Origin of the sequence: Shinella sp. M31 (assembly GCF_049199205.1) — a bacterium.
Lineage (GTDB): Bacteria > Pseudomonadota > Alphaproteobacteria > Rhizobiales > Rhizobiaceae > Shinella.
The window spans coordinates 1-24,070 of record NZ_JBLZPH010000064.1; the positions used below are offsets into that span (position 1 = coordinate 1).

At 63.2% G+C, this 24,070-nt stretch carries 27 protein-coding genes; 11 read left to right on the top strand and 16 right to left on the bottom strand.

From position 1 onward, the window contains the following. Window positions 1-112 precede the first annotated feature (112 nt). Window positions 113-751, bottom strand: a complete 639-nt coding sequence (locus ACOZKU_RS09420; RefSeq protein ID WP_421578654.1) for a glutathione S-transferase family protein — start codon at window positions 749-751, stop codon at window positions 113-115. Window positions 752-864: 113 nt separating this feature from the next. Further along, window positions 865-2,079 carry an NADP-dependent isocitrate dehydrogenase gene (locus ACOZKU_RS09425; RefSeq protein WP_244759091.1) on the bottom strand — a complete coding sequence of 405 codons (1,215 nt, stop codon included), beginning with the start codon at window positions 2,077-2,079 and terminating at the stop codon, window positions 865-867. Between the two features lie 215 nt (window positions 2,080-2,294). Between ACOZKU_RS09425 and ACOZKU_RS09430 the strand changes: the two genes are divergently transcribed. The 8 genes from ACOZKU_RS09430 (at window position 2,295) to ACOZKU_RS09465 (ending at window position 9,729) form a co-directional block, all read left to right on the top strand. Further along, window positions 2,295-2,870: a hypothetical protein gene (locus tag ACOZKU_RS09430; RefSeq protein WP_314094009.1), complete on the top strand. Its 576-nt coding sequence runs from the start codon at window positions 2,295-2,297 to the stop codon at window positions 2,868-2,870. A gap of 66 nt (window positions 2,871-2,936) precedes the next feature. Continuing rightward, window positions 2,937-3,770, top strand: a complete 834-nt coding sequence (locus ACOZKU_RS09435) for an RNA methyltransferase (RefSeq protein ID WP_117366216.1) — start codon at window positions 2,937-2,939, stop codon at window positions 3,768-3,770. Next, window positions 3,757-4,548, top strand: a complete 792-nt coding sequence (murI, locus tag ACOZKU_RS09440; RefSeq protein WP_421578655.1) for a glutamate racemase — start codon at window positions 3,757-3,759, stop codon at window positions 4,546-4,548. The genes ACOZKU_RS09435 and murI overlap by 14 nt, the downstream gene beginning before the upstream one ends. A 120-nt stretch (window positions 4,549-4,668) precedes the next feature. Continuing rightward, the gene (locus ACOZKU_RS09445; RefSeq protein WP_421578656.1) at window positions 4,669-6,180 is read left to right on the top strand and encodes a helicase HerA domain-containing protein; all 1,512 of its coding nucleotides are present in this window, start codon (window positions 4,669-4,671) and stop codon (window positions 6,178-6,180) included. 223 nt (window positions 6,181-6,403) lie between these two features. Continuing rightward, entirely contained in the window at window positions 6,404-7,021 is a 618-nt protein-coding gene (gene rpsD, locus ACOZKU_RS09450) for a 30S ribosomal protein S4 (RefSeq protein WP_069058975.1), read from the top strand. Window positions 7,022-7,096: 75 nt separating this feature from the next. Further along, complete coding sequence (locus ACOZKU_RS09455) at window positions 7,097-8,023, top strand: glutaminase (RefSeq protein WP_421578657.1); 927 nt, start codon at window positions 7,097-7,099, stop codon at window positions 8,021-8,023. A 37-nt stretch (window positions 8,024-8,060) separates the two neighbouring features. Next, on the top strand, window positions 8,061-8,921 hold the full coding sequence (ttcA, locus tag ACOZKU_RS09460) for a tRNA 2-thiocytidine(32) synthetase TtcA (protein WP_421578658.1): 861 nt from the start codon (window positions 8,061-8,063) through the stop codon (window positions 8,919-8,921). Beyond that, the gene (locus ACOZKU_RS09465) at window positions 8,911-9,729 is read left to right on the top strand and encodes an inositol monophosphatase family protein (RefSeq protein WP_421578659.1); all 819 of its coding nucleotides are present in this window, start codon (window positions 8,911-8,913) and stop codon (window positions 9,727-9,729) included. Before ttcA ends, ACOZKU_RS09465 begins: the two co-directional genes overlap by 11 nt. A gap of 71 nt (window positions 9,730-9,800) precedes the next feature. Here ACOZKU_RS09465 and ACOZKU_RS09470 read toward each other — a convergent pair whose 3' ends face one another. The 7 genes from ACOZKU_RS09470 to ACOZKU_RS09500 all read right to left on the bottom strand — a co-directional run bounded on the left by ACOZKU_RS09470 (window position 9,801) and on the right by ACOZKU_RS09500 (window position 16,437). Then, window positions 9,801-11,006, bottom strand: coding sequence for a multidrug effflux MFS transporter (locus ACOZKU_RS09470; protein WP_421578680.1), 1,206 nt, complete (start codon window positions 11,004-11,006; stop codon window positions 9,801-9,803). A 125-nt stretch (window positions 11,007-11,131) separates the two neighbouring features. Then, the gene (gene grxD / locus ACOZKU_RS09475) at window positions 11,132-11,467 is read right to left on the bottom strand and encodes a Grx4 family monothiol glutaredoxin (protein WP_257948371.1); all 336 of its coding nucleotides are present in this window, start codon (window positions 11,465-11,467) and stop codon (window positions 11,132-11,134) included. A gap of 151 nt (window positions 11,468-11,618) precedes the next feature. Then, window positions 11,619-12,155 (bottom strand): hypothetical protein, encoded by a 537-nt coding sequence (locus ACOZKU_RS09480; RefSeq protein WP_421578660.1) that lies wholly within the window; start codon window positions 12,153-12,155, stop codon window positions 11,619-11,621. Window positions 12,156-12,175: 20 nt separating this feature from the next. Beyond that, on the bottom strand, window positions 12,176-12,418 hold the full coding sequence (locus tag ACOZKU_RS09485) for a hypothetical protein (protein ID WP_314093984.1): 243 nt from the start codon (window positions 12,416-12,418) through the stop codon (window positions 12,176-12,178). A 6-nt stretch (window positions 12,419-12,424) separates the two neighbouring features. Beyond that, entirely contained in the window at window positions 12,425-12,658 is a 234-nt protein-coding gene (locus tag ACOZKU_RS09490; protein ID WP_117366205.1) for a BolA/IbaG family iron-sulfur metabolism protein, read from the bottom strand. A gap of 16 nt (window positions 12,659-12,674) precedes the next feature. Next, window positions 12,675-14,912: a phosphoribosylformylglycinamidine synthase subunit PurL gene (gene purL / locus ACOZKU_RS09495; RefSeq protein WP_421578661.1), complete on the bottom strand. Its 2,238-nt coding sequence runs from the start codon at window positions 14,910-14,912 to the stop codon at window positions 12,675-12,677. A 103-nt stretch (window positions 14,913-15,015) separates the two neighbouring features. Beyond that, a complete protein-coding gene (locus ACOZKU_RS09500; protein WP_421578662.1) occupies window positions 15,016-16,437 on the bottom strand; it encodes a PLP-dependent aminotransferase family protein in 1,422 nt (473 codons plus the stop codon). Between the two features lie 94 nt (window positions 16,438-16,531). Between ACOZKU_RS09500 and ACOZKU_RS09505 the strand changes: the two genes are divergently transcribed. Further along, window positions 16,532-16,747, top strand: a complete 216-nt coding sequence (locus ACOZKU_RS09505; RefSeq protein ID WP_421578663.1) for a DUF1127 domain-containing protein — start codon at window positions 16,532-16,534, stop codon at window positions 16,745-16,747. A 7-nt stretch (window positions 16,748-16,754) separates the two neighbouring features. Here the strand turns inward: ACOZKU_RS09505 and ACOZKU_RS09510 are convergent, their stop codons facing one another. From ACOZKU_RS09510 to purC, 5 genes are read right to left on the bottom strand one after another with little or no spacing between them, the layout of a single operon-like run. Next, window positions 16,755-17,147 (bottom strand): hypothetical protein, encoded by a 393-nt coding sequence (locus ACOZKU_RS09510; RefSeq protein WP_421578681.1) that lies wholly within the window; start codon window positions 17,145-17,147, stop codon window positions 16,755-16,757. Window positions 17,148-17,194: 47 nt separating this feature from the next. Then, window positions 17,195-17,866: a phosphoribosylformylglycinamidine synthase subunit PurQ gene (gene purQ / locus ACOZKU_RS09515; protein ID WP_421578664.1), complete on the bottom strand. Its 672-nt coding sequence runs from the start codon at window positions 17,864-17,866 to the stop codon at window positions 17,195-17,197. Further along, complete coding sequence (locus ACOZKU_RS09520; protein WP_314093969.1) at window positions 17,863-18,123, bottom strand: hypothetical protein; 261 nt, start codon at window positions 18,121-18,123, stop codon at window positions 17,863-17,865. Before ACOZKU_RS09520 ends, purQ begins: the two co-directional genes overlap by 4 nt. A gap of 17 nt (window positions 18,124-18,140) precedes the next feature. Beyond that, window positions 18,141-18,383, bottom strand: coding sequence for a phosphoribosylformylglycinamidine synthase subunit PurS (purS, locus tag ACOZKU_RS09525; RefSeq protein ID WP_160784376.1), 243 nt, complete (start codon window positions 18,381-18,383; stop codon window positions 18,141-18,143). Window positions 18,384-18,428: 45 nt separating this feature from the next. Then, the gene (purC, locus tag ACOZKU_RS09530; protein ID WP_313528771.1) at window positions 18,429-19,193 is read right to left on the bottom strand and encodes a phosphoribosylaminoimidazolesuccinocarboxamide synthase; all 765 of its coding nucleotides are present in this window, start codon (window positions 19,191-19,193) and stop codon (window positions 18,429-18,431) included. Between the two features lie 224 nt (window positions 19,194-19,417). Between purC and ACOZKU_RS09535 the strand changes: the two genes are divergently transcribed. Then, the gene (locus ACOZKU_RS09535) at window positions 19,418-19,738 is read left to right on the top strand and encodes a DUF1476 domain-containing protein (protein WP_314093958.1); all 321 of its coding nucleotides are present in this window, start codon (window positions 19,418-19,420) and stop codon (window positions 19,736-19,738) included. 68 nt (window positions 19,739-19,806) lie between these two features. On the opposite strand, the gene ACOZKU_RS09540 is transcribed toward ACOZKU_RS09535, so the two are convergent. Both ACOZKU_RS09540 and ACOZKU_RS09545 read right to left on the bottom strand, forming a co-directional pair. Next, window positions 19,807-22,395 (bottom strand): sensor domain-containing protein, encoded by a 2,589-nt coding sequence (locus ACOZKU_RS09540; protein WP_421578665.1) that lies wholly within the window; start codon window positions 22,393-22,395, stop codon window positions 19,807-19,809. Between the two features lie 86 nt (window positions 22,396-22,481). Continuing rightward, on the bottom strand, window positions 22,482-23,042 hold the full coding sequence (locus ACOZKU_RS09545; RefSeq protein ID WP_314093952.1) for an alpha/beta hydrolase: 561 nt from the start codon (window positions 23,040-23,042) through the stop codon (window positions 22,482-22,484). Window positions 23,043-23,211: 169 nt separating this feature from the next. Between ACOZKU_RS09545 and ACOZKU_RS09550 the strand changes: the two genes are divergently transcribed. Next, window positions 23,212-24,012, top strand: a complete 801-nt coding sequence (locus ACOZKU_RS09550; RefSeq protein ID WP_421578666.1) for a DUF2189 domain-containing protein — start codon at window positions 23,212-23,214, stop codon at window positions 24,010-24,012. The last annotated feature ends 58 nt before the right edge of the window (window positions 24,013-24,070 follow it).

Genomic DNA, 24,070 nt, shown 5'->3' on the forward strand with positions numbered 1-24,070 from the left:
ATCCTCGGGCCTGACCCGAGGATCCACCCCGCAAGCGTTGTGCTCGCCGCATGGATCCTCGGGTCCAGCCCGAGGATGACGAAAGAGAGGGTGGAGGGGCCGTTGCGCCTTCTTAGCTGGTTTTCGCGGCTGCAAGCTGGCGATGCATCTCTTCGTCATCGATCGCCTTGGCCTTGAGATAGGCGGGGCGATCCTTCAGGCGGTCCCAATAGGCCTGGTATTCCGGCCGAGCCTCCAGCGAGCCGAATTGCAGGCCCCAGCTGACATGCGAGCCGACATACACATCGGCGGCGGTGAAGGTATCACCGGTGATGTAGGGCGTGCGGCTGACGGCGTAGGACAGCGCGTCCAGCACCGATTCGTAACTGCCGCAGCCGATGCTGCGCTGACGCTCCTTCGGTACGCTGAACCCGAAGGCCTTGAGCGAGACCGCCATTTCCACCGGGCCGGCGGCGAAGAACATCCAGCGATAATAATCGGCACGCTGGCTTGTCGGCGGAGCAAGGGCGGCTTCGGGGAAGGCGTCGGCCATGTAGGCGCAGATGGCGGCGGCCTCCGTCACCACGACCTTGCCGTGGCGGATGGCCGGCACCTTGCCCATCGGGTTGACCGCAAGATAGTCCGGCGCCTTCATGGAGCCTTCATAGGTCAGCCATTCCGTGCGGTAGGGCGCGCCGACCTCTTCCAGCATCCAGCGGGCGATGCGGCCGCGCGACATCGGGTTGCTGTAGAAAACGAGCTCGTCGGCCATGGTGTCCTCCTCGAATGGCGAGGGGGAAGCATAGAGCGCGGCGGAGCGGCCGCAAGCCTGTGCAAAAGAAAAAGCCCGGCGTGGTGGCCGGGCTTTCTCGGTATTTCCTAGGCTCAGGCGGCCATGGCCTTGCGCAGGTTCTCGTCGATCTTGTCGAGGAAGCCTGTCGTGGAGAGCCACGGTTGGTCGGGACCGATGAGGAGTGCGAGGTCCTTGGTCATGAAGCCCGATTCGACGGTGTCGACGCAAACGCGCTCGAGCGTTTCGGAGAATTTTGCCAGTTCCGCATTGCCGTCGAGCTTGGCGCGGTGGGCAAGGCCACGGGTCCAGGCGAAGATCGAGGCGATGGAGTTGGTCGAGGTTTCCTCGCCCTTCTGGTGCTGGCGGTAGTGACGCGTCACCGTGCCGTGCGCGGCTTCGGCTTCCACCGTCTTGCCATCCGGGGTCATCAGAACGGAGGTCATCAGGCCGAGCGAGCCGAAACCCTGGGCGACGATGTCGGACTGCACGTCACCGTCATAGTTCTTGCAGGCCCAGACGTAACCGCCGGACCACTTGAGCGCCGAGGCGACCATGTCGTCGATGAGGCGGTGTTCGTACCAGATCTTCGCTTCCTTGAACTTGTCGGCGAATTCGGCGTCGAAGACCTGCTGGAAGATGTCCTTGAAGCGGCCGTCATAGACCTTGAGGATGGTGTTCTTGGTCGAGAGATAGACCGGCACCTTGCGCTGCAGGCCGTAGTTGAACGAGGCGCGGGCGAATTCGGTGATCGAATCGTCGAGGTTGTACATGCCCATGGCGACACCGGCGGACGGGGCGTCGAACACGTCGTATTCGATTTCCTTGCCGTCTTCGCCGACGAACTTCATCGTCAGCTTGCCCTTGCCGGGGAACTTGAAGTCGGTGGCGCGGTACTGGTCGCCGAAGGCATGGCGGCCGACGATGATCGGCTTGGTCCAGCCGGGCACGAGGCGCGGCACGTTCTTGCAGATGATCGGCTCGCGGAAGATGACGCCGCCGAGGATGTTGCGGATCGTGCCGTTCGGCGACTTCCACATCTTCTTCAGCTTGAATTCCTCGACGCGGGCTTCGTCCGGCGTGATCGTGGCGCACTTGACGCCGACGCCGTGCTTCTTGATGGCGTTGGCCGCATCGATCGTCACCTGGTCGTCGGTGGCGTCGCGGTTCTCCATGCCGAGGTCGTAATATTCAAGGTCCACGTCCAGGTAGGGGTGGATCAGCTTGTCCTTGATGAACTGCCAGATGATGCGCGTCATCTCGTCGCCGTCGAGCTCGACGACGGGGTTGGCGACCTTGATCTTTGCCATGGGGAGCCTCGTGCTTGTAGGGGCGGAACGCCCGGATCGTGGACTTCAAAAGAACCGATTGGCCCTATAGCATCCGAGACCCGGAAGGCAAAGCCAACGAAGGAATGAGGCGGTTTATTTTCCGCGTCGCGCGGAATAACTTTTGCCAGAATTCCGTTTCAGGAAGGTTCGCTAGCGGTACCCGTCCGGGCAGCCGCCATCCAATGGAGAATATCATGTCGCGTTTCGGTCTCGTGGCGCTCGCCGTCCTCTTTCCCATTGCCGCGCACGCCGCCGATTTCAAGGCGCCCGTGACGGAGATCATGTCAGCAGCCACCAACAACTGGCAGGACATGGGCACCGACAGCGATACACCGCCCGACTACGTCGATTACTTCAGCGAAGATTTTTTGAAGCGCCTCTACAGCAAGGATTTCGTCACGAAATACCGCGCGGCGGCGAAATTCCCGGCCTACGACGATGGCGGCTCGCCCTTCGACTACGACCCGATCATCGGCGGCCAGGATGGCTGCGCGTTGAAGGATGTGAAGACCACCGAGGGCCAGCCCGCCAACGGCGCGGAAGACGTGACCGTGAGCTTCGACAACAGCCATTGTTTCGGCGAGCGCGCGGCCGATTGGAAGCCCGAGACGCTGGTCTTCAAGGTGATCGAAGAGGACGGCCACGCCGTCATCGACGATATCGAGCGCCCGAGCTTCGAGGAGGGCGCGTCGCTCAAGAAGGAAATGGTCGAGATCGCCGAAGCCGGCGCCAATGGCGGCAATGCGGAAAAGCCCGAGAGTGCCGAATAGCGGCTGATGCTTTTCATTTCCGGCCGTTTGTGCCAGTGAGGCGCCAACTTTCTAGGGATTTTTGGCATGGCAGGCACGAACAGCGAACGCACGATGATCGCCGAAGGACCGGCGATCATCCTCGTTCATCCGCAACTCGGTGAAAATATCGGCATGGTGGCGCGCGCCATGGCGAATTTCGGCCTGGCCGAACTGCGCCTCGTCAACCCGCGCGACGGCTGGCCGAGCGAGAAGGCAATTTCCGCCGCCAGCAAGGCCGATCATGTCATCGAGGCGGCGAAGGTCTATGCATCGCTGGAGGAGGCTGTCGCCGATCTCGAATTCGTCTATGCGACGACGGCGCGTGATCGCTACGGCTACAAGGAGGTCCGCTCGCCGGTCGTGGCGGCAGACGATCTGCGTGTTCGCTTCCGCGCCGGCGAGAAGACCGGTATCCTGTTCGGCCGCGAACGCACGGGCCTCACCAACGAGGAGATCGCGCTGGCCGACGAATTGGTGACCTTCCCGGTCAACCCCGCCTTCGCCTCGCTCAACCTCGCCCAGGCCGTTTTGCTGATGAGCTACGAGTGGATGAAGAGCGGTCTCGCCTCCGTCGAGGACACGCCCTTCGACGCGCTGCCGCAGCGCCCGGCCAAGAAGGAGGAGCTGCAGGGTCTCTTCGACCACGTGGAAGAGACGCTCGATGCGCGCGGTTATTTCCGGCCTGCCGAAAAAAAGCCAAAACTGGTGGAGAACCTGCGCGCCATTCTGACGCGTCCCTCCTTCACCGGCACGGAGATCCAGGTCTTGCGCGGCATCATTTCCTGCCTCGATCGTTTCACGCGGGAATCGCCGCGCGGCGTGACCAATCCCAACCGCACCCGCAACCGCCGGCCGAAAGAGCCCCGTGACCTCGACTAACCCAAAGCCCATATTGATGTTCGATAGCGGCATCGGTGGTCTCACCGTGCTGCGAGAGGCGCGCGTTCTGATGCCCGAACGGCATTTCATCTACGTCGCCGATGATGCGGGCTTTCCCTATGGCGGCTGGGAAGAGCCGGCACTGAAGACGCATGTCATCGACCTCTTCGGAAAACTCCTGAACGAGCACGACCCGGAAATCTGCGTGATCGCCTGCAACACAGCTTTCACGCTCGTCGGCAGCGATCTGCGCGCCGCGTTCCCGCATATGCAATTCGTCGGCACCGTGCCGGCCATCAAGCCCGCCGCCGAGCGCACCCGCTCCGGCCTCGTCTCGGTGCTCGCCACGCCCGGTACGGTCAAACGCGCCTATACGCGCGATCTCATCCAGTCCTTCGCCACACAATGCGATGTGCGCCTCGTCGGCTCGGAAAATCTTGCCCGCATGGCCGAAGCCTATATCCGTGGCGAGGCATTGCCTGACGAGGCGGTGCGCGCGGAAATCATCCCATGCTTCGTCGACGAGATTGGCCGCAAGACCGACATCGTCGTGCTCGCCTGCACGCACTACCCCTTCATGGCGAACCTCTTCCGCAAGCTCGCGCCCTGGCCGGTTGACTGGCTCGATCCGGCCGAAGCCATCGCCCGCCAGGCCCGCCGCCTCGTGCCGCCGCTGGAAATGCTGGCGCCGGGCGAAGACATCGCTGTCTTCACCTCGGGCAACCCGGACTTTTCGACGCGGCGCCTGATGCAGGGTTTTGGTCTGCGCGTCGTGTGAGACGGCTTTCCCTGTGGGTTTTTCCAAAGCGGGTCGTGACGGGCACGGATTTCGTGTTAGGGCTCTCCGGTTGCCCGGTGGCGGCCGGGCGAATCATAGATTGCAGGAACGAGGAACGGGATGAAGGTCGGCATCGACATGGGAACGGTGCAAGGCGGCGCACCGGCCAAGCTCGATATCGAGGAACTCTTGGCAACGCGCCTGCTGGTGCAGGGCAATTCGGGCTCGGGCAAGTCGCACCTTCTGCGTCGCCTGCTCGAACAGTCCGCACCCTGGGTGCAGCAGGTCATCATCGATCCCGAGGGCGACTTCGTCACGTTGTCCGATCGTTTCGGCCATGTCGTGGTCGATGGCCAGCGCACGGAAGCCGAACTGGTCGGCATCGCCACCCGTATCCGCCAGCACCGCGTTTCCTGCGTGCTCTCGCTCGAAGGCCTCGAAGCCGACGAACAGATGCGTGCGGCCGGCATTTTTCTCAACGCAATGTTCGATGCGGACCGGGACTACTGGTATCCGGTGCTCGTCGTGGTCGATGAGGCGCAGCTTTTTGCGCCCGCCGTCAGCGGTGAGGTTTCGGAAGAGGCTCGAAAACTTTCGCTCGGCGCGATGACCAACCTGATGTGCCGTGGCCGTAAACGCGGCCTTGCCGGCGTCATCGCCACGCAGCGCCTTGCCAAGCTCGCCAAGAACGTCGCGGCCGAGGCTTCCAACTTCCTGATGGGCCGCACCTTCCTCGACATCGACATGGCGCGCGCCGCCGATCTGCTCGGCCTCGACCGTCGGCAGGCGGAAATGTTCCGCGACCTGCCGCGCGGTTCCTTCGTGGCGCTGGGGCCCGCGCTGTCGCGCCGCCCGTTGCCGGTAACGATCGGCGCGGTGGAGACCTCCGCCCGCTCGACCAGCCCCAAGCTGATGCCGCTGCCGGATGCGCCGCAGGATGTCGAAGACCTGATCTTCACGCCCGACCCGGAAGAGTTTTCCCGCCCGCTGGTGCGCCGCGCGCCGCCCGCACCGCGCCCGACGACGGATATTCTTGCCGAACTGTCGCGCGCACGCCCCGAGCCGGTCCAGACGGAAACCAAGGCGCCCGCGCCGGAAATTTCCGCCGAGGAACGCGAAGGCCTGCTCGATCAGGCGCTCGCCGAAATCCTCGGTAATCCGGAAGCCGCTTTCCGCGCCGATGCCGAGTTGTTTCAGGACTTCCTCGTCCGCTGCCGCATCCGCCGCGTGCCCGGCGCGCCGCTGTCGCTGCCGGCCTTCCGTCGCAAGATGGCGGTTGCGCGTTCCGGCGTCGATGCCGATACGGCGGGAACGGAGATTTGGGGCAGGGCGCTCGACCTATCGCGCAGTGTCACCGAGGATTTGCAGGGCGTGTTTCTGCTGGTGGCGCAAGCGGCCGTGCGCGGCCTTGCCTGCCCGTCGGATGCGCGCATTGCCAGGGCCTACGGCACGCACTCCGCGCGCCGCGCGCGCCGCCTGCTCGGCTATTTCGAGGAGCAGGGGCTCGTCGTCGTGCACAGCGATCTCGCCGGCCACCGCATCGTCGCCTTCCCGGATCTCGGCTGCGAGACGCTGCCGGGCGACGCCAATGGTCCAGATCTTGTCGATTCCCACCGCGACGCGGCGGAATAGGCCGATTTCCCGGGCTTTCTTCGTTGACAGTTTTGTAAAACTCGCCTAATGACCCCGCCAACGCCGGGCAGAAATGTCCGGTGTTTCATTTGACATGTCCCGTGGATTCTCCGGTCGCGATCGTGAGAAGCCTGTCGGAGCCTCGAAAAGGTTCAGAGGAGGGCGTGTTTCCTTGAGCCGGTCCGGCAACGGGCAGGCCATAACAAGACTTAGAGGAAATGCGATGAGCAAGCGCGCTGCATCCAAGTACAAAATCGACCGCCGTATGGGCGAAAACATCTGGGGCCGTCCGAAGTCCCCGGTCAACCGCCGCGAATACGGCCCGGGCCAGCACGGCCAGCGCCGCAAGTCCAAGCTTTCGGACTTCGGTGTTCAGCTCCGCGCCAAGCAGAAGCTGAAGGGCTACTATGGCGATATCCGCGAGAAGCAGTTCCGCGCGATCTTCGCTGAAGCCGAACGCCGCAAGGGCGACACCCCGGAAAACCTGATCGGCCTGCTCGAGTCGCGTCTGGACGCGATCGTCTACCGCGCCAAGTTCGTTCCGACGGTCTTCGCTGCCCGTCAGTTCGTCAACCACGGCCACGTCAAGGTCAATGGTGTGCGCGTCAACATCGGTTCCTACCGTTGCAAGCCGGGCGACGTCATCGAAGTCAAGGAAAAGTCCAAGCAGCTCGTCACGGTTCTTGAATCCGTTGGCCTCGCTGAACGCGACGTTCCGGATTACATCGAAGTCGATCACAACAAGATGGTTGCGACCTTCGTTCGCATCCCGGTTCTCTCCGACGTGCCGTATGCCGTCGTCATGGAACCGCACCTGGTCGTCGAATTCTACTCGCGTTAATTCGCGGTCGACACCTTGCGCAATCTGGAAAAGCCGCCAAGAAATTGGCGGCTTTTTCTTTGGGGAAAATGACGGATGGATCTGCAGGGCATCATCGAAGACATCCACGCCACGCTGTCGCCTCGGCGCGGCGAGGGCAAGGTGGCGAACTATATTCCGCAGCTTGCCCATGTGGATCCGCAGAAATTCGGCATGGCCGTGGTGACGGTCGACGGCGACGTGCATCTCGTCGGCGATGCGGAAGAACCGTTTTCCATCCAGAGCATTTCCAAGGTCTTCACGCTGACGCTGGCGCTCGGCAAACACGGCGAATCGATCTGGAAGCGCGTCGGTCGCGAGCCGTCCGGCTCCGCCTTCAATTCCATCGTCCAGCTGGAGCAGGAAGGCGGCATACCGCGCAATCCCTTCATCAATGCCGGCGCCATCGCCATCACCGATCTTGTCCTCGCCGGCCATACGCCGAAGGAAGCGATCGGCGAGATCGTGCGCTTCCTGCGCTACCTGGCGGATGAAGAGGACATCATCATCGACCAGTCCGTGGCGCGCTCGGAGCAGGCGACGGGCTTCCGCAACTATGCGCTCGCCAATTTCATGCGCTCCTTCGGCAAGCTCGATCATGCGGCGGAGCTGGTGCTCGGCGTCTATTTCCATCAATGCGCGCTGGCGATGAGCTGCCGGCAGCTTGCCAAGGCCGGGCTGTTTCTCGCCAACAGCGGCACCAACCCGCTGACCGGCCACCGCGTCGTCTCGCATCTTCGGGCGCGGCGCATCAACGCCTTGATGCTGACCTGCGGCCATTATGACGGCTCGGGCGATTTCGCCTATCGCGTGGGCCTGCCGGGCAAGAGCGGTGTCGGCGGTGGGATCCTTGCCGTGGCGCCGGGAAAAGCCTCGGTCGCGGTGTGGTCGCCCGGCCTCAACGACAACGGCAACTCGCTCATCGGCTCGCTGGCGCTGGAAATGCTGGCGGCGCGTACCGGCTGGTCGGTCTTCGGGGCTTGATTGTGCCGCCGGTTCGGGGCATTGCAGGCTCATGACCTTGGCATTCGCTGAACCTGACGACGAAACCCCGGACGAAGGCCGCCATCCGCTTTTCGCGGATGCGCCGTCCAGCGTCTCCTTCAACAAGCTGCGCAAGCGCCTGCTGCGGCAGGTCCGCCAGGCGATGGATGACTTTGCCATGCTGAAGGGCCAGAAGCGCTGGCTCGTCGGCCTTTCGGGCGGCAAGGACAGTTATGGGCTGCTCGCGCTCTTGATGGACTTGCAATGGCGCGGCCTTTTGCCGGTGGAGTTGATCGCCTGCAATCTCGATCAGGGCCAGCCGAATTTTCCGAAGCATGTCTTACCGGACTACCTCGAAGCCATCGGCATCAGGCACCGTATCGAATACCGCGACACCTATTCCATCGTGAAGGAGAAGGTACCGTCGGGGGCGACCTATTGTTCGCTGTGCTCGCGGCTCAGGCGCGGCAACCTCTATCGCATCGCCCGGGAGGAGGGCTGCGATGCGCTGGTGCTCGGGCACCATCGCGAGGATATTCTCGAAACTTTCTTCATGAATTTCTTCCACGGCGGGCGGCTTGCCGCCATGCCGCCAAAACTCTTGAATGACGAAGGCGATCTCATGGTGCTGCGCCCGCTCGCCTATGCGGCGGAGGACGATCTGGCGAAATTCGCCGCTGCCATGCAGTTCCCGATCATCCCCTGCGACCTCTGCGGCTCGCAGGACGGCCTCCAGCGCAATGCGATGAAGGCGATGCTGGCGGATATCGAAACGCGCATGCCCGGCCGCAAGGATGCCATGCTGCGTGCACTCGGCCACACCAATCCCTCGCATCTTCTCGACCCCAAGCTTTTCGATTTCTCCTCCCTCGAAACGGTAAAAAGCAATGACGATTGACATCAATGCCCTGGCGCTCGTGCTTGCACAGGCGGCCGAAGCCGAAATCCGCCCGCGCTTCCGTGCGCTCGCGAAAGGCGACGTCCACACCAAGGCCGACGCGAACGATCTCGTGACGGTCGCTGATGAAGCGGCGGAGCGCTTCATCAAGCGGGAGGTGGCCGCGCAGTTTCCGGGCGTGCTGTTCGTCGGCGAGGAATCGGTCGCGGCCGACCCGGCGCTTCTGTCGAAGCTCGGCGATGCCGACACCGCCATCGTGGTCGACCCGATCGACGGCACCTTCAATTTCGCCGCCGGCGTGCCGCTCTTCGGCGTGATGGCGGCGATCGTCTCCGGTGGCGAAACCGTCGGCGGCATCATCTACGATCCGATGGGCGATGATTTCGTCATGGCCGAAAAGGGGTCCGGCGCCTGGCAGACCGGCGATCACCGCCCGGCCGTCAGGCTGAAGGCGCGCGGCGGTGCAGCGCTTGAAGACCTGACCGGTATGGCCTCAACCACCTTCCTCGATCGCGACCGTCGTGCGCGCATCCTGTCGAACCTCGCCAAGGTGGCTTTCGTCTCGAATTATCGCTGTGCCGCGCATGAATACCGCACTTTCGCCGGCGGCCACCTGCATTACCTCATGTACAACAAGCTGATGCCCTGGGATCACCTGGCCGGCACGCTGATCGCCCAGGAAGCCGGCGCCTACGCCGCCCGCTTCGATGGCTCGGCCTACCAGCCGCACCACACGGAAGGCGGCCTGCTGGTGGCACCGGACAAGGACACCTGGGAACTGCTGCGCCGCGAAGTCTTTGTCGACTGAGACGGCAGGCACCAAATGAAAAGGCCCGGTTGCCAATGGCGACCGGGCCTTTTCTTTATCTACCGCCTGTCTCAGACCGGCTTGTTATGCGCCTGAAACAGCTTTCCGCGCTCGGCGATCAGCACGAAGATCAGGCCGATGATCGAAAGCGAGAAGAAGCCGGTCACCAGCGGCAGCGCCGTGCCGTTGAACGACTGGCCGATGATCGCGCCGATGATCGTCCCGCCCGCCGTGCCCATGAAGCCGAGCACCGAGGAGGCCGTGCCGGCGACGTGGCCGAGCGGCTCCATGGCGAGCGAGTTGAAGTTGGAGCCGATCCAGCCGAACTGGAACATCGACAGCGCAAACAGCACGATGAAGATCGGGAACGGGATGTGTCCCGGCCAGACCAATGTCAGGACGAGCCAGAGCGTGTTGATCGTCAGGAAGCCCATAAGAGCGCCGTGCGACAGCTTGCGCATGCCGAACCGGCCGACCAGCTTGGCGTTGACGAAGGACGACAGCGCCATGAAGGCGGCGACGGCGGCGAAGGCGACCGGGAACCAGACGCCAAGGCCGTAGATGCCGACATAGATCTGCTGCGCGGAGTTGATGAAGCCGAAGAGTGCGCCGAAAATGAAGGTGCTGGCCAGCGTATAACAGAGCGCTACGCGGTCCGTCAGAACGATGCGGAAGCCGCCGAGGACCGAACGCACCGTGAAGGGGCGCACGTCGTCTTCATGCAGCGTTTCGGGCAGTCGGAAGTACATCCAGGCCCACACCATCAGCGCAACGACCGCCATGAAGGCGAAGATCAGGTGCCAGTTGCCGAACAGCATGACGACCTGACCGATACCCGGCGCCATGACGGGGATGACCATGAAAACCATCATGATCAGCGACATGACCTCCGCCATCGCGCGTCCGCCAAAAATGTCCCGGACGATCGAGACGGTGATGACGCGCATGGCCGCCGAGCCTATGCCCTGAATGAAGCGGACGGCAAGCAGGGCGGCAAAGCTCGGCACGAAGATCGCCGCGATCGATGAGACGACATAGATGCCGAGACCGACGAACATCGGCACGCGCCGGCCGAAGCGGTCGGAGATCGGGCCGTAGAGCAGCTGCGCGAACGCGAAGCCGATCAGATAGGCCGAGATGACATATTGGCGGTGGTTCTCGTTTTCGACGCCCAGGCTGGCGCCGATCTGCTGGAGGCCGGGTAGCATGATGTCGATGGCGAGCGCATTGAGCGCCATCAGGAAGGCCATGAGCGCAATGAATTCTATCTTGCCCATGCCTTTGAGGCGCTGGGCCGATTCGGGTGAAAGTCCAGACATATCAATTCATTCCATAAAAGAGATAAGGCGCCGCTGGGATGCGGCGCCTTTGAAAAGCTTGGCGGTCGGAAGACCGTGAAGCGTCAGGCAGCGCCCTTGATCGAAATACCCTGTTCCTGAAGGTGAGACTGCAGCTCGCCGGACTGGAACATTTCACGCACGATGTCGCAACCGCCGATGAATTCACCCTTCACATAAAGCTGCGGGATGGTCGGCCAGTTGGAATAATCCTTGATGCCCTGGCGGATATCGGCATCGGCGAGCACGTTTATGCCCTTATAATCCACACCCACGTAATCGAGGATCTGCACGACCTGGCCGGAGAACCCGCACTGCGGAAATTCCGGCGTGCCCTTGAGGAACAGGACGACGTCGTTGGTCTTCACTTCGTTGGCGATGAAATCGTGGATGCCGCTCATAGTCGTATTCCCTAGCAAATCGGCTTCAAGGGCCGATGCGATGAACCATGCGCCCTAAATAACAACCTCGGGTGACAAATGCCAGAAGGCCGTCAGGAAAAAGTACGAGGGGTTACCTTAGCAAACCTTGGGTGTTGCGCCGTTGCCGCGCCTATTGCGTGCCGTCGCAGCGGCTTGCGCCGGTGGCCGTGATGCCGCCATCGGCGAAATCCAGGGTCTTTTCAACCGTGATGACCGTGCCGAAACCGTTTGCCTGAAACTCCGCGAAGCCAGGGCAGGTGTCGGGCGTACCCTCGACCGTGCGCTCCCAGAAGACGAGCTTGCCGTTGCGAACCTCGAAGGCATCGGAGGGCACATCGAGCAGCACCGTGCCTCTGTCCAGATCGTGCACGACGACATCGCCCTGCGGGCCGGTCGAGCGGCTCAGCACGAGGATATTGCCATCCAGCGCATAGAACCAGAGGGGATCGCCGGGTTTGCCGATGACGTCGTCCGCTTCATCCGGGTCGAACCGGCAAGCTGACGACGCGCTCGGCTCGATGGCCTTCACCGCGATCTGCGCGCCGGGTTCTTCGCCATAGGCTTTCACGGCGACGCGATAGCTGTCGCTGGAATGGCACTCGACCTCCTGCGCTGCCGCGGGCAAAGCAAGGAGGCACAGGCCAAGCGAGAGGATGGCAAGCTTCATGGCGGGACCTAAGGGCTGGATCAGCGGCTGCGCTGGCGGGAGCGACTGGCCGCCGTGCGCCGGCGGCTCGTCTGTTTGCGGGCCGGCTTCAGCGCGGCCTCGATGATATCGCCGAGGATGCCGCCGGAGGCCTTCTTGCGCGTTGTCGTCTTGCGGCGCGTGCGCTTGGTGGTCGTCGTCTTGCGCACGCCGGTCTTCTTCAGCACCTCTTTCAGGGCTGCATCGATCACGCCGGAAACGAGTTCATCGAGAAGGCCCGCCATGGCGGATCAGTCCGGAATGGAGGTCTGCAGGGCAAGGGCGTGCAGGACGCCGCCCATATTGCCCTTCAACGCGTCGTAGACCATCTGGTGCTGCTGCACGCGGGTCTTGCCGCGGAAGGCTTCCGCGACGACCTCGGCTGCATAATGGTCGCCGTCGCCGGCAAGATCGCGGATGACCACCTTCGCTCCGGGGATGCCGGATTTGATGAGGTCTTCGATATCGCCGGGTGACATGGCCATGAAACTGCTCCCTTATTTATTCTGCGGCGGCAGCGGCGGTGCCGTTGCCATCCATGAAATCAGGGAACCACGATTCATGGGTGTTGCGCAATTGCTCAATCGGCAGCGAGAACAGGCCATCCACGGCAAGCGCATCGCCACCGACCGTGCCGAGACGGCGGAACGGCACGCCGGCACCCTCCGCGTTGGCCGAAACGAAGTTGGCGAGGTCGGCGGGAACCGCGATCACGTAGCGGGCCTGGTCTTCGCCGAAGAGCAGCGCATGGGCAGGGCCGTTCGATTGCGAAAGATCGACCTTGGCGCCCTTGCCGGAGGCCATGGCCATTTCGGCGAGCGCGACCGCGAGGCCGCCCGAGGAAATGTCGTGGCAGGCCGTGACCTGGCCGTTGCGGATGGCCGAGCGCACGAAATCGCCGTTGCGGCGTTCCGCGTGCAGGTCCACTTCCGGTGCCGGGCCGTCGATCTTGCCGACAACATCGCGCAAGTAGACGGACTGGCCGAGATGGCTGCCGTCGGTGCCGATGAGGATCAGCTGGTCGCCGTCCCTGGCGCCGCCGATCTTGGCCATGACGGACCAGTCGGGCAGCAGGCCGACGCCGGCAATGGTCGGGGTCGGCAGGATCGCGATGCCGTTCGTCTCGTTGTAGAGCGAGACGTTGCCGGAGACGATCGGGAAATCGAGCGCGCGGCAGGCTTCGCCGATGCCCTGGATGGCCTTGACGAACTGGCCCATGATCTCCGGCTTTTCCGGATTGCCGAAGTTCAGGTTGTCGGTAGAGGCGAGCGGCTCGGCGCCGGTCGCGGTGATGTTGCGCCAGCATTCGGCCACGGCCTGCTTGCCGCCTTCGAACGGGTCGGCCTCGACATAACGCGGGGTGACGTCGGAGGAGAAGGCAAGCGCCTTCGACGCATGGCCTTCGACGCGCACGACGCCGGCATCGCCGCCGGGGATCTGCAGGGAATTGCCTTGGATCAGCGTGTCGTACTGTTCGTAGACCCAGCGGCGGCTCGACTGGTTCGGCGAACCGACCAGCTTCAGCACGGCCTCGCCGTAATTGGCGGGCTCTTCCACCAGATTGGCCGGCAGCGGCGCGGGCTTGCCCGGTTCGCGCCAGGGGCGGTCGTATTCCGGGGCCTGGTCGCCCAGGTCCTTGATCGGCAGGTTTGCGACTTCCCCGCCCTGGTGCAGGATGCGGAAACGCAGGTCATCCGTCGTATAGCCGACGATGGCGAAGGCGAGGCCCCACTTGACGAAGATCGCCTTGGCGACCTCTTCCTTGGCGGGCTCGAGAACCATGAGCATGCGCTCCTGGCTTTCCGACAGCATCATCTCATAGGCCGTCATCTGTTCTTCGCGAACCGGGACGAGATCGAGGTTCAGCTCGATACCGAGGTCGCCCTTGGCGCCCATCTCGACGGCCGAGCAGGTGAGACCGGCCGCACCCATGTCCTGGATGGCGATGACGGCGCCGGTCTGCATCAGCTCGAGGCAGGCTTCCAGCAGGCACTTTTCGGTGAAGGGGTCGCCGACCTGCACGGTGGGGCGCTTCTCTTCGATGGATGCATCGAATTCCGCCGATGCCATGGTCGCGCCGCCCACGCCGTCACGGCCGGTCTTGGCACCGAGATAGACGACCGGCAGGCCGACGCCCTTGGCTTCCGAGAGGAAGATGGCGTTCGACTTGGCAAGGCCGGCAGCAAAGGCGTTGACGAGGATGTTGCCGTTATAGCGCGGATCGAATTCGACCTCGCCGCCGACAGTCGGGACGCCAAAGGAATTGCCGTAGCCGCCGACACCGGCGACGACGCCGGAAACGAGGTGGCGGGTCTTCGGATGGCCGGGCTCACCGAAGCGCAGCGCGTTCATCGCCGCGACCGGGCGTGCGCCCATGGTGAAGACGTCGCGCAGGATGCCGCCGACCCCGGTCGCCGCACCCTGGTAGGGCTCGATATAGGACGGGTGGTTGTGGCTCTCCATCTTGAAGACCACGCAGTCGCCGTCATTGATATCGACGACGCCGGCATTTTCGCCCGGCCCCTGGATGACGCGCGGCCCCTTGGTCGGCAGCGTGCGCAGCCAGCGCTTGGAGGACTTGTACGAGCAGTGCTCGTTCCACATGGCCGAGAAGATGCCGAGTTCGGTGAAGGTCGGCTCGCGGCCGATCAGCGAGAGGATGCGGTCGTATTCATCCGGCTTCAGCCCGTGGGCGGCAATCAGCTCCGGGGTGATCGGGCGGGTGTTCGAAATGGTCATCGTCGCTCGTCTTGTCGTGGAGGGCAGGATTGCCGTCTCTTTAACCCAAGCCGACTGTCAGCGCGACAGGAAAATGACCGCCAAACACAGGCAAACGCGGCTTTCAGGCCGGGCTGTCATAACCCGTCGGGGCGTTTTCGAGCAGCCGACGCAACCGCATCAAGCCGGCGGCGACTTCTCCGCGGTCCACCGGCGAAGAGAGGCCGATGCGCACGCGGTGAAAGGTCTTTTCCGAGCGGCCGGCTTTGAATTCGTCCTCGTCGTCGATGAGAATGTCCTCGGCGAAGGCCGCCTGCCGGAAGGTGCCCGACAGCCAGGGATCCGGCAGCTTCAGCCACAGGAACGGCACGCGCGGATGCGAGTTGAAATCCAGCCCCTCGAAGATTCTTCGCGCCTGCGCCTCGCGGATACTGACTTCCTCGGAGACCTTTGTGCGGATGGCATCGGCCATGCCCGATAGGACGAGGCGGGCGGCGAGCTCGGCGAGCAGGAAGGGCAGCCCGCCACTCACCATCTTGTGGGCGATGCGCACGCGTTGCGCCAGATGCGGCGGGCAGGCGATCCAGCCGCCGCGCACCCCGGCCGCCACACTCTTCGACAGGCCCCCCACGAGGAATGTACGCTCGGGCGCGATTTCGGCCAGCAGCGGAATGCCGTTGTCGGCCGTCGCGCCATAGAGATTGTCCTCCACAAGGAAGACATTGTGCCGCTTGGCAATGGCGGCAATCGTCCGGCGGCGCTCCTCCGGCATGGTGACGAGCGTGGGGTTCTGAGCCCCGGACATCAGGAAAGCGAGCTTGGGGTGCTGCTGCACGCAGATCCGCTCGAAATCCTCAGGGATAACACCGTGGGCGTCGGAATCGACCAGCGCGGTCTGGCGGCCGAGCAGGGCGGTGCCGCGGCTGACCTGAGAATAGGTGACATGTTCGAAAACGATGCGGTCGCCAGGCGCAGTGATGACCGAAACGGCGGCGATGACGGCGGCATGCGCCCCGAGTGTCGGCACGATGCTTTCCTGCGCAGGCTGCCAGTCGCCGCGCTTCAGCCATTGGCAACCGGCCTCCAGCCAATGCGCCGGAAAATTCCGGGTATAGCTCGAAATCTCGTTCGGCTGCTCGCGGCAGATGGCCGAGAGGATATCGGTGACAATGGCCGATTGTCCCACATCCGTGGCGGCTGTCGTATCGAAGCGCAGCTTGCCGGGCGGTGCGTTGGTGGCGCGGGTGCCGACGAGGCGGGCGGTGACCGGGTCGATGCCCGAGGCCGTATCGTCATTGTCGGGCGACCCGAGGACATAGGTGCCACGTCCGACTTCGCCGCTGACGAGGCCGCGTTCGCGTACCATGCTGTAGGCGCGGCTGACCGTACCGATTGTCACCCCGATATCGTAAGCGAGGTTGCGCTGCGGCGGCAGTTTGCTGCCGGAGGCGAGGGCGCCCGTGTTGATCGCCTGCTCGATCTGGTCGGCGATGCGGACATAGAGGGGGCCGTCGGAAGCCTGAAGATTGGGGAGCCAATTTGTCATGGTGGCAATTCTTATATTGCACCATTCATGAAGTCAATTATCTCCTGAATGCACCGATTGTCACGCTCCCGGTGGTGATCGTAGGAGAAATTCTATGACAATTGATACAATCTTCGTAGCGGGCACCGTCAAGCGCCCAAAATCTACCCATGGACCGCTCTATAGGTCATGGCTTGCTGTGCGGATGTGGCGGCTGAAGCGCCGCACGCGCCAAGCCCTGATCGAGATGACGGAGGATCAGTTGCGCGATATCGGCATCACCCGCAAAGAGGCGCAGCGCGAGATCGGCAAGTCGTTCTATTGGGATTGAGGGCTGCTTAGCAGCCCTTGCCACCCGCCGCCCAGCGCTGGACGTCGGTCGCAATGCGCGCGCCGACCGGTTCGGCCATCAGCGGGCCGAAGGCATCGAGCTTGGCCGGGCTGCCTTCCGCCTGCACGACGAGCAGCGGCCGTGATTCCGGCGAGTTGCGGTGGACGACGAGAATGCGCGGCCGGCCGGAGAAGGAGTTCAGCTCCGGTGCCAGGCGATAGGCCTTGAAGGCCGGGTCACCCGACTTGAACCAGCAGCTGTTGGCACCGAGCGCCACGCGTTCCATCGTCGGCAGCGCGCCGCCATTGGCCTTCGGCGGCAGCGTCTTCGTCTGGCAGGCCGCCAGAGCCGCAGCGGCAACGAGCGGCAGGAGAAGCTTGGCGGAGAGACGAGGGCGCATGGAAAGCCTTTCGGGTATGGACATGCGCCCTTGATAACAACGGCGGGTTAAGCAGCGATTACGTCGAGTACCGATGCGAAGAGCCCGCGGCCGTCGGAACCGCCATGGGCGGCCTCGATGAGGTTTTCCGGGTGCGGCATCAGGCCAAGCACGTTGCCCTGGGCGTTCATGACGCCGGCAATGTCGTTGATCGAGCCGTTCGGGTTGGTACCTTCGGCGTAGCGGAACACGACCTGGCCGTTGCCCTCGATGGCGGCGAGCGTCTCGGCATCGGCGAAGAAGTTGCCGTCATGGTGCGCGACGGGGCAGCGGATGATCTGGCCCTTGTCGTAAGCGCGGGTGAAGTCGGTCTCGGCGTTCGCCACTTCCAGCTTCACTTCGCGGCAGACGAATTTCAGCGAGGCATTGCGCATCAGAGCGCCCGGAAGTAGGCCAGCCTCGAGCAGGATCTGGAAGCCGTTGCAAACGCCCAGAACCTTCACGCCGGCTTCGGCCTTCGCCTTGATCGCCTGCATAACGGGCATGCGGGCGGCAATGGCCCCGCAGCGGAGGTAATCGCCATAGGAGAAGCCGCCGGGGATGACGATGAGGTCGACATCCGGCAGGTCCGTTTCCGTCTGCCAGACGGTGACCGGCGCGGTGCCGGAAATCTTGGTCAACGCCGCGATCATGTCGCGGTCACGGTTGAGGCCGGGGAGCTGGACGACGGCGGACTTCATGGGTGTGGTTCAAACCTTGCCTGGGCCTCGGCGAGTTCACGCAGTTCGAGGCGTTTTTCGATATGGTCGAGACGCTGGTCCATTTGGGCCATGGAGCCCCGCATGCTGTTAACGTCACCCTGTAGATTGTGAATCTGGCCCCGGATGAAAAGATTGTCGCTTCGCAGCTCATTGATGGCGTTATCAATTTTGTCGAAGCGCGTATGCATTCGGCGAAGCAATTCGTGCAGCAAGTCCTGTATTACAACTTCGGCCATTGTCGCCTCCTCAACCATTAAGAGAGGGCGATAGTATAGTTCTCGATTACCGTGTTGGCCAGAAGCTTCTCGCACATGGCCTTGAGGTCGGCTTCGGCCTTGGCGCGGTCGGCGGTGGCGAGTTCGAGGTCGAATACCTTGCCCTGGCGGATGCCGCCGACGCCTTCGAAGCCGAGGCTGCCGAGCGCGCCTTCGATGGCTTTGCCCTGCGGGTCCAGAACGCCGTTCTTGAGCGTGACCGTTACGCGTGCCTTGATCATGTCTTCCTCTTCAAACCAAAACTCTGAACGCCGCGTACGGCGATATTACTTCACCAGGACGGGGCCGGTGCCGCGCGGGGGCTCGTTCTCGTTGATGATGCCGAGACGGCGGGCGACTTCCTGATAGGCTTCGAGAAGCCCGCCGAGATCGCGGCGGAAGCGGTCCTTGTCCATCTTTTCCTGGGTTGCGATGTCCCACAGGCGGCAGCTGTCGGGCGAAATCTCGTCGGCGATGATGATGCGCATCATGTCGCCTTCGAAGAGCCGGCCGCATTCGATCTTGAAATCGACGAGCTGGATGCCGACGCCGAGGAACAGGCCGGAGAGGAAGTCGTTGACGCGGATGGCGAGCGCCATGATGTCGTCGAGCTCCTGCGGGCTTGCCCAGCCGAAGGCCGTGATGTGCTCTTCGGAGACCATCGGATCTTCGAGCGCATCGGCCTTGAAATAGAATTCGATGATCGAGCGCGGCAGCACGGTGCCTTCCTCGATACCGAGGCGCTTGGAGAGCGAGCCGGCGGCGACGTTGCGCACGACGACTTCGAGCGGGATGATCTCGACTTCCTTGATCAGCTGCTCGCGCATGTTCAGGCGGCGGATGAAATGGGTCGGAATGCCCATCTTGTTCAGCTGGGTGAACAGATATTCGGAGATCCGGTTGTTGAGCACACCCTTGCCGTCGATGACATCGTGCTTCTTCTTGTTGAAGGCGGTCGCATCGTCCTTGAAGAACTGGATCAGCGTGCCCGGCTCAGGGCCCTCATAAAGGATCTTGCCCTTGCCCTCGTAGATACGGCGGCGACGGTTCATGGATTTGTCTCTGCTGTTGGCGCGCTTGGGCCCGCGCACATATCGTTCTTTTGCGCTCCCATAAACGAAATGCCGCAGTTTAACAATCGCCGTGAGGCCCGATCCCCCGTTTTCCGGCCTTCCGCCAAGTTTCAGTGGCGGCGAAAGTTCGCATTGCACTTTTGTCGTCGTTTTGATTTATGGGCGTGGAAGCCTAACGGTGAGAGAATCTACGGGAGTCATAGATGACCAGCATGCAGGATCGGGAAAAGGCCTTCGAGGCCAAGTTCGCGCTGGACGAGGAACTGCGCTTCAAGGCCGAAGCACGCCGCAACAAGCTGGTCGGCCTGTGGGCTGCCGGCCTGCTCGGCAAGACCGCTGAAGAGGCGGACGCCTATGCCAAGGAGGTCGTTGCCGCAGACTTCGAGGAAGTCGGCCATGAAGACGTCGTGCGCAAGGTGAAGGCCGATCTCGACGCCGGCGGCGTTGCCCGCAGCGAAGACGAGATCCGCGTTCAGATGATCGAGCTTCTTGCCGTTGCGATCTCGCAGCTCGAAGCCAAGTAATCGCGTCGCATCGTACTGATTTGAAAAGCCGTCCGGTTCTGCCGGGCGGCTTTTTGTTGCGCTTGAAGCTAGCGGTTAACGGCGCGGCGGACTTCGTTCTGGAGGTCGCGCACATTGCCCGCCTCGAGCCGCCATTCTTCGCGCCGCACGAAATCCGGAATGGCCTGTGCCGGCATGGGCCGGGCGAGCGCATAGCCTTGCAGGATGTCGCAGCCGAGATCGCGCATGATGGCGACGTGGGCCGGCGTCTCGACACCTTCGGCGACGACCTCGATGTTGAGGGAACGGCCGATCTCGACGATGGTGCCCACCAGCTTACGCTGGCCCGGCGAGCGGCTCACCGGCTTGACGAGCTGGCGGTCGATCTTCAGCCGGCGCGGGCTGAGCTTCATCAGGCTGACGATGGAGGCGTGGCCGGTGCCGAAATCGTCGATTTCGATATCGATGCCGAGCTTGCGCATCTCCGCGAGGTTTTCCAGCACGGTACGGTCGCAATCGTCGAGGAAGATCGACTCCAGGAGTTCGAAGGACAGCGACCGGGGTTTGATATCCAGCGTGCGTAGCGAGCGGGCGAGCTCGGGATCATGCAGGCGCTTGGACGAGACATTCGCCGAGATCTTGTCAATGCCCAGTCCGAGCGACTGCCATGCGTCGAAATCCGCGAGCGACTTTTCCAGCACGATCCGATCGATCGTGGCGACGCAATCGAGATCCTCGGCGATCTTCAGGAAGGTATCGGGCGCGAGGATACCGCGTGTCGGATGATCCCAGCGCGCCAGGGTCTCGACGCCGGTTATATCGAGCGTGCGGGCGCAGAATTGCGGCTGGTAATAGGGCAGAAAGCGGCTCTGCTCGATGCCGGACAGGATTTCGTCGGCGGTCTGCTTGTTGACGATGATCTGCGCCTGGAAGTCGCTGGTGAAGAACTCGTGCCGGCTGCGGCCGCGGTTTTTGGCGCGGTAGAGCGCAAGGTCGGCATTGACGAGCAGCTGCTTGGCGTCAATCGCCGCGCCAGACTGGCTGGCAATGCCGACGGAGGCGCCGAAACGGCAGATATGGCCGTTGAAGGTCACCGGCTTGCGCATCGCCTCGACGATCGCCTCGGCGAGCACCGCGAGATTGCGCCCGTTCGGCCCGGAGGAGAGGAACACGAATTCGTCGCCGCCGATGCGGGCGACAAAATCGCCGTCCCCCTTCAGCTCCCGCAGCACGCCGGCGGCATGGATCAGCATCTGGTCGCCGGCGAGATGGCCGAGCGTGTCGTTGATTTCCTTGAAGCGGTCGAGATCGATATGCAGCACGGCGAGGCGGCTGCCGGTTCGCTGCGCTTCGCTTGCGGCCTCCTCGATGGTCGCGTCCAGATAGCGCCGGTTGGGCAAGCCGGTCAGGTGATCGTGCAGCGCGGTGTATTCGATACGCGCCTTGGCGCTTTCGAGTTCGCCGGAGCGGGCCTCGGCCAGCTCCTTGGCGCGCGTCAGTTCTTCCTGCAGCTCGACGTCTTCGGTCACGTCCCAGTTGGCGCCGATAAGGCGGGGCACGCCGCTTGTATCGATATAATGGGCAGATCGCCCGCGCAGGTGGCGGATCTCGCCGTCGCCCCTGATGATACGGAATTCGTTGGCGAAATCCTTGCCGTTGAAAACCCCGTCCTGGACCTTGGCCGTGGCCTTGCTCTGGTCGTGCGGATGCAGTGCGCGTTCCCAGGTCGTGGCATTGGGCGTCTCCGTCAGGCCGTACATCTCGACCATGCGGTCGTCCCACTGGACTTCGCTGGTCTTGAGATTGACTTCGAAGACGCCGATGCGCGAGACATCGAGCGCCAGTTCGAGGCGGCGCGACATCTGGGCGAGGCGTTCTTCCGCCTCCTTGCGCTCGGTAATGTCGGTGTCGGTGCCGGCGATGCGGCTCGGCTTGCCGTCCGCGCCATATTCCACCACAGCGCCGCGGCTTTCGATCCAGACCCAGTGGCCTTCCTTGTGCCGTTCGCGATAGGAAAAGACGCTGAACGGCGTCTGGCCGGTTTCCTGCTTTTTGATCTCCGCGATGACATGCGCCCGGTCGTCGGGATGCACGCTGTGGATCCAGCTTTCCAGCGAGCTGTCGATCGCGTCGTCCGGCTGAAGGCCGCGTATGGCGCGCCACTGGCGGGAGTAAAAGAGATCGCCGCGAGAGAAATCGTGGTCCCAGACGCCTTGTCCGGCGGATTCCAGCGCATGGTTCCAGCGCGCCTCGCGCTCGGCGAGTTCCAGCGCATTGCGCTTGCGTTCATCGATATCGATGATCTGCACGATCATCGCGGGCGGTATGCCTTCGCCGGGCAGGGCAGGCGGCTCTATGAAGGACGCCAGAACCCAGAATTCACTGTTGTCAGGCCTTTGAAGGCGGATTTCCCAGGGAGCCTGTTCAGCCGATCTGGGGCGCATCGCGTAGGCGATGATCGAGCGATCCTTGGCGGAGACGCAAGCGTCGAAACGAGGCAGGTCTTCGAGTGCGGAAACGGCAAAGGAACGCAGCAGCGTGGCATTCGCGTCGACGATACGGCCTTCCGCATCCAGAGCCGCGAAGCCGAAGCCGGATCGCGCGAAAAGCTGGCGATACAGCGGTTCACGTTCCGTTTTTTCCACGGCGATGGAGGTCGAACCGGGCGGTTTGGCCATGAAACGCGGCGCCTGCAAAGAACTCAATCGGCGCAGCGTGCAGGATTTCTATGAAATTCCTCTTAATGGCGAAAGGCGGGGCGCCGTCAAGCCGGGGGCTTGAGCTTGCTCAGGAACTGCGCGAACACCATGGTTCCCTCCGGCCAGGGGCCATGGCCGGATGCCGTGTTGATATGCCCGGCCTCGCCGGCATCGAGCAGCAGCGCCCCCCAGGCGGCGGCGATGTCGTCCGCATGCTCATAGGCCCCGAACGGATCGTTGCGGCTGGCGACGACAAGCGACGGGAAGACGAGGGGCTCGCGCGAATAGGGGCCGAAGGACGTCAGATGCGCCGGTTCGATATCCGGCTTGGTGAGATCCGGCGGCGCGACAAGGAACGCGCCGGCCACCTTGTTGCCGAGATGCGGCGCGGCATGGATCGCTGCCGCGACCCCCAGTGAGTGAGCAACCAGCACGACAGGCTTGGAGGCCGCCGCGACTTCATCGACAATCCGCTGCACCCAGTCTTCGCGCACCGGCTTTTCCCATTCCGCCTGCTCGACGCGGCGCGCCGAGCCGAGCTTGGACTGCCAGCGGCTCTGCCAATGGTCGGGGCCGGAATTGGTGTGGCCGGGAACGATGAGGATGTCTGCTTCTGAGGCTTTCATGCGCCGGATGTGCGTTCACGAAAGGCTGAAGTCAAGAGGGTGGGACAAATCGGCCCGGCGGGTGTATGATTGCGCCCTCAATGCCAATCACGGCTCACCGTGGCGGCGGACAATTGCCCTCCACACGCGCTGACGCGGTGACGGTTGAAAACCGGCAGGAGGAATGGTCATGACGACTTTTCATGTGATGGCGGGCGCCAGTGACATGGTGGCGCGTCCCGCCGTGCGGCGGATCGGATTGCCCGATATTGGCGACGCGCTGGCGCGTGGCTTCGACGACTTTCGCGCCAAACCGTCCCATTACGTTTTCCTGAGCCTTATCTATCCGATCTCGGGCGTCGTGCTCGTCACCTGGAGTTCGGGTGCGAACATGTTGCCGCTGATCTTTCCGTTGATTGCGGGTTTCGCGCTGCTTGGTCCGTTTCTTGCGCTCGGCCTCTACGAGATCAGCCGGCGGCGCGAGCGCGGCATGGATACATCCTGGCGTCACGCGCTGGAGGTGCGCCATTCGCCGGCCTTGCCGTCCATCCTCGCCGTCGGCGCCATGCTGACGGTGCTGTTCGTGGCCTGGCTGGTCTTTGCCCAGATGCTCTATACCAGCCTGTTCGGGCCGGAGCCGCCGCGCTCACTGGCGCTCTTCCTCGCCTCGATCTTCAGCTCCGAAAACGGGTTGCTCCTGATGCTGGCGGGCAATGCCATCGGCTTCTGCTTCGCGCTGGTCGTGCTCGCGACGACCGTCATCGCCTTTCCGCTGATGCTCGACCGGGATGTCGGTGCTATCGCCGCCATCGAGACATCGTTGCGTGCGACACTCGTCAATCCGCTGCCGATCGCCTGCTGGGGTCTCATCGTCGCGGCATTGCTGATTGTCGGCACGATCCCGCTTTTCGTCGGGCTTGCCGTGATCATGCCGATCCTCGGTCACGCCACATGGCATCTCTACCGCAAGATCGTCGCTGACGAGGGATAGTTCGGTTCCGGGGGCGGCACCGTAAGGAGGAGAGCGGAGACCGCCCGCCAGAGGGGAG

Coding starts and splice junctions, on each gene's coding strand:
- ACOZKU_RS09420 (WP_421578654.1), bottom strand. CDS start 751: ATGGCCGACGAGCTCGTTTTCTACAGCAACCCGATGTCGCGCGGCCGC.
- ACOZKU_RS09425 (WP_244759091.1), bottom strand. CDS start 2,079: ATGGCAAAGATCAAGGTCGCCAACCCCGTCGTCGAGCTCGACGGCGAC.
- ACOZKU_RS09430 (WP_314094009.1), top strand. CDS start 2,295: ATGTCGCGTTTCGGTCTCGTGGCGCTCGCCGTCCTCTTTCCCATTGCC.
- ACOZKU_RS09435 (WP_117366216.1), top strand. CDS start 2,937: ATGGCAGGCACGAACAGCGAACGCACGATGATCGCCGAAGGACCGGCG.
- ACOZKU_RS09445 (WP_421578656.1), top strand. CDS start 4,669: ATGAAGGTCGGCATCGACATGGGAACGGTGCAAGGCGGCGCACCGGCC.
- rpsD (WP_069058975.1), top strand. CDS start 6,404: ATGAGCAAGCGCGCTGCATCCAAGTACAAAATCGACCGCCGTATGGGC.
- ACOZKU_RS09455 (WP_421578657.1), top strand. CDS start 7,097: ATGGATCTGCAGGGCATCATCGAAGACATCCACGCCACGCTGTCGCCT.
- ACOZKU_RS09465 (WP_421578659.1), top strand. CDS start 8,911: ATGACGATTGACATCAATGCCCTGGCGCTCGTGCTTGCACAGGCGGCC.
- ACOZKU_RS09470 (WP_421578680.1), bottom strand. CDS start 11,006: ATGGGCAAGATAGAATTCATTGCGCTCATGGCCTTCCTGATGGCGCTC.
- grxD (WP_257948371.1), bottom strand. CDS start 11,467: ATGAGCGGCATCCACGATTTCATCGCCAACGAAGTGAAGACCAACGAC.
- ACOZKU_RS09480 (WP_421578660.1), bottom strand. CDS start 12,155: ATGAAGCTTGCCATCCTCTCGCTTGGCCTGTGCCTCCTTGCTTTGCCC.
- ACOZKU_RS09485 (WP_314093984.1), bottom strand. CDS start 12,418: ATGGCGGGCCTTCTCGATGAACTCGTTTCCGGCGTGATCGATGCAGCC.
- ACOZKU_RS09490 (WP_117366205.1), bottom strand. CDS start 12,658: ATGGCCATGTCACCCGGCGATATCGAAGACCTCATCAAATCCGGCATC.
- purL (WP_421578661.1), bottom strand. CDS start 14,912: ATGACCATTTCGAACACCCGCCCGATCACCCCGGAGCTGATTGCCGCC.
- ACOZKU_RS09500 (WP_421578662.1), bottom strand. CDS start 16,437: ATGACAAATTGGCTCCCCAATCTTCAGGCTTCCGACGGCCCCCTCTAT.
- ACOZKU_RS09505 (WP_421578663.1), top strand. CDS start 16,532: ATGACAATTGATACAATCTTCGTAGCGGGCACCGTCAAGCGCCCAAAA.
- ACOZKU_RS09510 (WP_421578681.1), bottom strand. CDS start 17,147: ATGCGCCCTCGTCTCTCCGCCAAGCTTCTCCTGCCGCTCGTTGCCGCT.
- purQ (WP_421578664.1), bottom strand. CDS start 17,866: ATGAAGTCCGCCGTCGTCCAGCTCCCCGGCCTCAACCGTGACCGCGAC.
- ACOZKU_RS09520 (WP_314093969.1), bottom strand. CDS start 18,123: ATGGCCGAAGTTGTAATACAGGACTTGCTGCACGAATTGCTTCGCCGA.
- purS (WP_160784376.1), bottom strand. CDS start 18,383: ATGATCAAGGCACGCGTAACGGTCACGCTCAAGAACGGCGTTCTGGAC.
- purC (WP_313528771.1), bottom strand. CDS start 19,193: ATGAACCGTCGCCGCCGTATCTACGAGGGCAAGGGCAAGATCCTTTAT.
- ACOZKU_RS09535 (WP_314093958.1), top strand. CDS start 19,418: ATGACCAGCATGCAGGATCGGGAAAAGGCCTTCGAGGCCAAGTTCGCG.
- ACOZKU_RS09540 (WP_421578665.1), bottom strand. CDS start 22,395: ATGGCCAAACCGCCCGGTTCGACCTCCATCGCCGTGGAAAAAACGGAA.
- ACOZKU_RS09545 (WP_314093952.1), bottom strand. CDS start 23,042: ATGAAAGCCTCAGAAGCAGACATCCTCATCGTTCCCGGCCACACCAAT.
- ACOZKU_RS09550 (WP_421578666.1), top strand. CDS start 23,212: ATGACGACTTTTCATGTGATGGCGGGCGCCAGTGACATGGTGGCGCGT.